Origin of the sequence: Anaeromyxobacter sp. SG64 (assembly GCF_022690745.1) — a bacterium.
Classification (GTDB): domain Bacteria; phylum Myxococcota; class Myxococcia; order Myxococcales; family Anaeromyxobacteraceae; genus Anaeromyxobacter; species Anaeromyxobacter soli.
Genome location: NZ_JALCZB010000167.1, coordinates 1 through 4,289 on the forward strand (window position 1 = coordinate 1; position 4,289 = coordinate 4,289).

Annotated in this window: 6 protein-coding genes; 3 read left to right on the plus strand and 3 right to left on the minus strand. The window is 74.7% G+C overall.

Features of this window, described 5'->3' with window-relative positions; translation table 11 throughout:
* Positions 1 to 358, minus strand: a 358-nt coding sequence (locus MNZ29_RS23560) for an FHA domain-containing protein (RefSeq protein WP_242357019.1), incomplete at its 3' end; no start/stop codon positions are given.
* Positions 359 to 480: 122 nt separating this feature from the next.
* Complete coding sequence (locus tag MNZ29_RS23565) at positions 481 to 1,305, minus strand: tetratricopeptide repeat protein (protein WP_242340757.1); 825 nt, start codon at positions 1,303 to 1,305, stop codon at positions 481 to 483.
* A 142-nt stretch (positions 1,306 to 1,447) separates the two neighbouring features.
* Here MNZ29_RS23565 and MNZ29_RS23570 point away from each other — a divergent pair, with 142 nt between their 5' ends.
* Both MNZ29_RS23570 and MNZ29_RS23575 read left to right on the plus strand, forming a co-directional pair.
* Positions 1,448 to 1,966 carry a hypothetical protein gene (locus MNZ29_RS23570; protein WP_242340756.1) on the plus strand — a complete coding sequence of 173 codons (519 nt, stop codon included), beginning with the start codon at positions 1,448 to 1,450 and terminating at the stop codon, positions 1,964 to 1,966.
* 38 nt (positions 1,967 to 2,004) lie between these two features.
* Positions 2,005 to 2,973, plus strand: a complete 969-nt coding sequence (locus MNZ29_RS23575; RefSeq protein WP_242340755.1) for a homoserine kinase — start codon at positions 2,005 to 2,007, stop codon at positions 2,971 to 2,973.
* Between the two features lie 19 nt (positions 2,974 to 2,992).
* Here MNZ29_RS23575 and MNZ29_RS23580 read toward each other — a convergent pair whose 3' ends face one another.
* Positions 2,993 to 3,469, minus strand: coding sequence for a DUF4440 domain-containing protein (locus MNZ29_RS23580; RefSeq protein ID WP_242340754.1), 477 nt, complete (start codon positions 3,467 to 3,469; stop codon positions 2,993 to 2,995).
* Positions 3,470 to 3,579: 110 nt separating this feature from the next.
* Here MNZ29_RS23580 and MNZ29_RS23585 point away from each other — a divergent pair, with 110 nt between their 5' ends.
* Positions 3,580 to 4,035 carry an SCP2 sterol-binding domain-containing protein gene (locus tag MNZ29_RS23585; RefSeq protein ID WP_242340753.1) on the plus strand — a complete coding sequence of 152 codons (456 nt, stop codon included), beginning with the start codon at positions 3,580 to 3,582 and terminating at the stop codon, positions 4,033 to 4,035.
* Positions 4,036 to 4,289: the final 254 nt, after the last annotated feature.

Genomic DNA, 4,289 nt, shown 5'->3' on the forward strand with positions numbered 1-4,289 from the left:
ACGCGGGCGCGGCCGCCGCCTCCCCGGCGCGCACCTGCGTGCCGCCCGCGGCCCGCGTCTCCTCCACGGGGCCGCCCGAGGCGGCGCGGAAGAGCGCGCGCCACGCGCCGAGCGCGATCTCGTCCCCGTCCGCGAGCGGCGCCTCGGCCACCTCCGCGCCGCCGAGGCGGGTGCCGCGGCCGGAGCGGTCCACGAGGTGCCACGCGTCGCCGCGCGGCTCCACGACCGCGTGGACGCGCGAGAGGGCGGGATCGGGGAGCGACACGTCGCAGTCGGCGGCGCGGCCGATCTCGGTCCGGCCGGTGAGCGCCACGCGGAGGAGCTCCTCTCCGTGGCGAAAGAAGGCGAGCTCGGGCATGCGGCGGAGCGTAGCCAACTGAGAACGCTCCGTGAAGTCGCATTCGTCACCGTCGGTCAAGACGGCGGGGTGACCGTGCGCCGTACGCCCACCCGCGCGCACCCGCACGGAGGGGCGATCCGTCAGCCGTGCGCGAGCTCGTCGAACTCCGCGGAGCCCTTCAGCGCGTCGAACATGGGATCCGACTGCAGCCAGCCGCGGACCTTGGGCGGATCCGCGGAGACGGCCTTGCGGAGCGCGTCGAGCGCCTCGCGCGGCTTGCCCCACAGCGCGTAGAGGGCCGAGGCGTTGTAGTTGAGGAGGAGGTCCTCGGGCTGGAGCTCCCGCGCGCGCGCGTAGGCGCGCTCGGCCTCCGCGTAGAAGCCCTTCTGCGCGTACGAGATCCCGAGGTCGAGGTGCGCCTCGAAGTTGTCCGGCTCGAGCCGCACCACCTCCTTGAGCTGGGTGATCGCGGTGCGGTGGTCCCCCTCGTCCATGAGCAGGGCGGCGAGCTCGTGCCGGGGGAACGGATCCTTCGGGTCGAGCCGGATGGCCACCTCGAGCTCCTTCACCGCCTCCTCCGGCTTTCCCTGATCGGCGAGGGTGAGGCCCAGGTTGAGGTGGGCGTCCGGGTACTCGGGATCGAGCTCGATCGCGTCGCGGTACTCGGCGACCGCCATGTCGTGCCCGTGGGTGGCGAGGAAGCAGGCGAGGTTGTAGTGGGCGGTCGCGCTGTCCGGCTCGAGCTGGATGGCGGTCAGGTACTCGGAGAGCGCCTCCCGGAAGAGCTTCTTCTCCGAGTAGACGGTCGCGAGGTTGTCGTGCGCGTGCGCCGAGCTCGGATCGAGCTCGATCGCCTTCTTGAACTCCTTGATGGCCTCGTCCAGCCAGCCGCGGTCGGCCAGCTCGATGCCCCGCGAGTTGTGCGCGTCGGACAGCGCGATGTGGTCCTTCTTGTCCCGGCTCACGGCGGTGGAGTGTACTTGCGTTTCGCCCCGGCGGGGGCGGTGGATGGGCACCATCGAATCTAACCCGCTCGTCCGCGCCCGCCCGCGCCGGGCGTGGCAGGCGCCCGCCCGGCCGCTCGCCGGACGGACGGAGGAACGAGGGATGAGCCGTCGCACGCTCGTGGTCGTCCTCGCGGTCGCCGCAGCGCTGGGCGGGGTGATCGTCGCCCGGCTCTCCCGACCGCCGCCCCCCACCGACGAGGAGCGGATCCGCGCGCTCCTCGACGACGCGGCGCGCGCCGCGGTGGAGCGCCGGATCGGCGACGTCGTCGCGGGTGTCTCCGAGCGCTTCCGCGGCGATGGGCTCGACCGGCGCGGCGTGAAGCAGCTCGTCGCGGCGCACGTGCTGCGCGGGGAGTGGGTGGGCGTATCGATCTCGGGGGTGCGCGTGGCGGTGGAGGGCGACCGCGCGACGGCGGTCGCGGACGCGGTGCTGTCGCGCTCGCTCGGCGCGGGGAAGGCGCTCGTGGAGCTGCTGCCGGGCGAGGCGAGCGCGCACCGGTTCGACCTCGTCCTCGAGCGCGAGGCCGAGGGCTGGCGCGTGGTCGGCGCGCGCTGGCGCGCGATCCCGCTCGCGGACGCGATCGAGGGTCCGCCCGCGCCGCGCGCGCCCGGGCGTTGACGGACGCGCCGCGCAGCGGGCATGCTCGCCCACCCCTCATGGCCCTCTACACCGACCTCACGCCCGACGAGCTCGCCGCCGCGATCCGGCCGTTCGGCCTCCCCGCGCCCGATCGCGTCCGGCCCGAGCCGAAGGGGAGCGTCAACACGAACTTCCACCTCTGGGCGGCGGGGCAGCGCTTCTTCCTGCGCATCAACGAGGGGAAGACGGAGCAGGACGTCGCGTTCGAGGCGGAGGTGCAGCGCTACCTCCACGAGGCGCGCTTCCCCGTGCCGCACCTCCACTTCGCCGAGGACGGGCGGCCGTTCGTGCCCGTCGCCGGCAAGCTGGCGATGCTGTTCGCGTACTCGCCCGGCGAGGAGATCGCGCGCGAGGACGCCGGGCCCGATCGCTGCCGCCGCCTGGGCGAGCAGCTCGGGCGCCTGCACGACCTCGCGGCGGGCTTCACCGCCACGCGCGCGAATCCCTACGGCCTGCCGCGCGTCGAGGGGTGGATCGCGGGGCTCCGGCCCGACGGCGAGGGGGACGCCGCCGTCGCGGCGGCGCTGCCGCTGCTCGAGGACGAGCTCGCCCGCGCCGCGGCCCTGCCCGGCGCGCCGCAGGGGCTCGTCCACGGCGACCTGTTCGTCGACAACGTGCTGTGGATCGGCGATCGGGTGAGCTCGATCCTCGACTGGGAGATGAGCTGCGTCGCGCCGTTCGCCTACGACCTTGGCGTCGCAGTGAACGCCTGGTGCTACACCGACCGCTACGAGCCGGCGCGCGCGGCGGCGCTCCTGGAAGGCTACCGGTCGAAGCGCCGCCTCGAGCCCGAGACGGTGGACGCCCTCCACGCGTGGGCGCGTTACGCCGCGCTCCGCTTCACCGCCTCGCGCATCCACGCCTTCCACCTGGCCGGCGTGGGCGCCGAGCGGCTCGCGTGGAAGGACTGGCGTCGCTACCGCGACCGGCTCGTGGCGCTGCGTGAGCTCGGCGAGCGCGGCTTCCGCGCGCTGGTCGGGGTCTGACGGCGACGCGGCGCGGGCGCTACAGCCCGGCCGAGATCTTCCACTGACCGTCGAGCTTCTTCAGCAGCAGCCGGTGGACGTCCGAGTCCCGGCGCGGCACGGCGCCGCCGGGCGTCTGCACCCGGTAGTAGTCCTCGTAGAAGACCTCGGCGGTGGCCGCGTTCCCCTGCACGTCGATGCGCCGGACCGTGACGTCGACGCGGACCCCTTCGAGGCGCGCCAGGTCCCCAGGGAGGGTCTGCTCGAGCTTGGCCCGGTCGAGGTCGTCGGAGGGATCGGGCGTCCCGGCGGCGTCGAAGTAGTCCGGCGCGACGAGCGCGAGGACGCCCGCGGCGTCGCGGGCCTCGAGCGCGCGCTGGTAGGTGCGGATCACGTCGTAGACGGCGCGGGTGTCCCGGTTGTCCGGGATCTCCGTCCCGGGAATGCGCTTCGGGCCGCAGGCGGAGAGGGCGACGGCGGCGCACAGCACGAGCGGGAGCACGGGGCGGGGCGTCATTCGCGGGACTGTGGCTCGCGACGGCGGAGCGGTCAAGCTCCGCGACACCGCACGAGCCCCCCGCGCCGGTACCCCCGGCGGGCGCGCGCCCGGCTTAGATTGCCCGCACCATGAGCCCGAGCCTCGATGCGCTGAAGCGCTTCTTCGAGACCTCCCCCGCCGCTCGCAAGGCGACGAGGCCGCTCGCGCGCGGCGCGCGCGTGAACCTCGCCCTCGAGTCCGGGGCGGCGCACTTCACGATGGAGGGCGGCGCGCCCGAGGTCCGCGACGCCGCCGCCGCCGAGCCGGACTTCACGCTCACCCTGCCGCCCGCCGCGGTGGAGCGGATCACGTCGCTCGGCACCGACGACGTGGGCGCGTTCGGGATCGAGTTCTTCAAGCTCGTGCTCGAGCGCGATCCCGCCCTCAAGGTGCGGGTCAAGATCGACGCCTCGACCTCCCAGCTCCTCGCCCACGGCTACCTCGGGGTCCTGGCCCTGGGCGGGATGAAGGTGAGCTGGTGGCTGCTCAAGAACGGCGTGAAGAACCCGAAGGCCGCCATCGACCGGCTGCGCCACGGGCTCTGAGCGACGGCCGCGATACGAAAGTCACCCGGGGTGTCGCGCCGAGCGCCGACGCCCGGCCATGATTCGGCGTGGGCTGCGCGACGCTCTTCTGGCCCCGGTCGCCGGCCCTCACGGCGCGAGGCGGGCGCCCTCTGCAGGGGTGGCGTCCTCCGCGCGCCGCGCCGCCTCGAACCGGCAGCGCCGCACGCCCGCCTCGGCGCGCGCGCGCGCGGCCGCGCTCGCGGCGCTCGCCGCGATCGCCGCGAGCTCCGCCT